This window comes from Curtobacterium sp. B8, assembly GCF_000333315.1.
In the GTDB taxonomy this organism is placed as follows: Bacteria; Actinomycetota; Actinomycetes; order Actinomycetales; family Microbacteriaceae; genus Curtobacterium; species Curtobacterium luteum.
The window spans coordinates 1-1,474 of the sequence record NZ_BACW01000345.1; the positions used below are offsets into that span (position 1 = coordinate 1).

Annotated in this window: 1 protein-coding gene; it reads right to left on the reverse strand. The window is 70.8% G+C overall.

Going from position 1 to position 1,474, the window contains the following annotated elements; all coding sequences use genetic code 11:
- Positions 1-215: 215 nt before the first annotated feature.
- Entirely contained in the window at positions 216-1,346 is a 1,131-nt protein-coding gene (locus I59_RS08985; RefSeq protein ID WP_022903586.1) for a glutamate--cysteine ligase, read from the reverse strand.
- Between the last annotated feature and the right edge of the window lie 128 nt (positions 1,347-1,474).

Below are 1,474 nucleotides of genomic sequence, written 5' to 3' on the forward strand. Positions count from 1 at the left end.
CTTCGGGCCCGGCCGCAGCGAGCACGGCGAGCGCCTCGCGCGGCTGCCCGGCCGCGACGAAGGCCGCCGCACGGTGGACACCGACCCTCGACGCGCCCCCGGCGCTCGTCCCGTTCACATCCGAACTGTACCGATCGTCCGACGCGGTGCCAGCCCCCAGGACGGGAGGCGCGGGGCGGACCCGCACCGTGCCTCCCGGCCGGAGGTGGTGGCGACTAGAGCGACTCGCGCAGCTCGGTGACCAGGTGGCGGACGACGGCGCGGAGGTCGCCGCCGTTCTCCTGCGCGACCCGGAGCTGGCGTTGGTACGAGGCCCCTTGCTCGGTCATCGTGTCGAGGTGGTGCAGCTCCTGCTGGCAGCCGAGCCGCTCCGCGATCGGGTCGAGGCGTTGCACGAGGTCGTGCACCTCGTCGGTGACGAGCCGCTCGTCACCCGCGGCGTTCGTGATGATCTCCGCGTCCATGCCGTACCGCGCTGCGCGCCACTTGTTCTCGCGGACGAACCACTGCTGCATGGTCGGCAGTTCCTCGCCGCGGTCGAGCCGGTCGGAGAGCGCCGTCACCAGGCACTGGACGAGCGCGGTGACGGCGCCGACCTCGTGCAGGGTCGAGATGCCGTCGGAGACCCGGTTCTCGAGCGTGCCCCAGCCCGGTGACGGGCGGATGTCCCAGCGGAGGTCCTTGAACCCGTCGATCACACCGGTCCGGGTCAGGTCGTCGACGACGCCTTCGAAACCGCTCCAGTCGCCGATGCCCGGCGGCAGTCCGCCGGTCGGGAGCTGCTGGAACATGAGCGCCCGGTTCGAGGCGTACCCGGTGTCGATGCCGCCCCAGAACGGGCTCGACGCGGTGAAGGCCTGCAGGTGCGGCACGTAGCCGAGCATCGCGTTCATGATCGGCACGGCCTTGTCGCGCCGGTCGATCCCGACGTGCACGTGCACGCCCCAGATGAGCATCTGGCGTCCCCACCAGCGCGTCCGGTCGATGAGGGTCGTGTAGTGCTCGCTGTCCGGCGTGATCTCCTGCTGGTCCCACAGGGCGAACGGGTGCGTGCCGGAGCACATGACCTGCGCGTCGAGCGGGTCCGCGGCGTCGACGACCTCGCCGATGATGCCGGAGAGCTCCCGGGTGGCCCCGCCGACCGTCGTGTGCACGCCCGTGACGACCTCGACGGTGTTGGTCAGGAGCTCCTCCGTGACACGGTCCGGGTCGCCCAGCCGCTCCTGCACCGCACTGATCACCGCCGGGGCGCGCGGGGTGAGGTCCCCGGTGTCCCGGTCGACCAGCGGGAGTTCCCACTCGACACCGATGGTCGACGGGTGGGACTCTGTGAAGCGGATGTCCATGCGGCCATCCTGCCGGTCGGTTGTCGGACACGCACAACGAACGCCCGCGCCGGTCGTGCACCTCGCTCCACCCAGTTGTTCCAGAACGGTACTACCGTGGGAATCGTTCCATGACGGTACTACCGGGA

What these genes read in the sequence shown, in the direction of transcription:
- I59_RS08985 (WP_022903586.1), bottom strand. Translation starts at nt 1,346, where the DNA reads ATGGACATCCGCTTCACAGAGTCCCACCCGTCGACCATCGGTGTCGAG.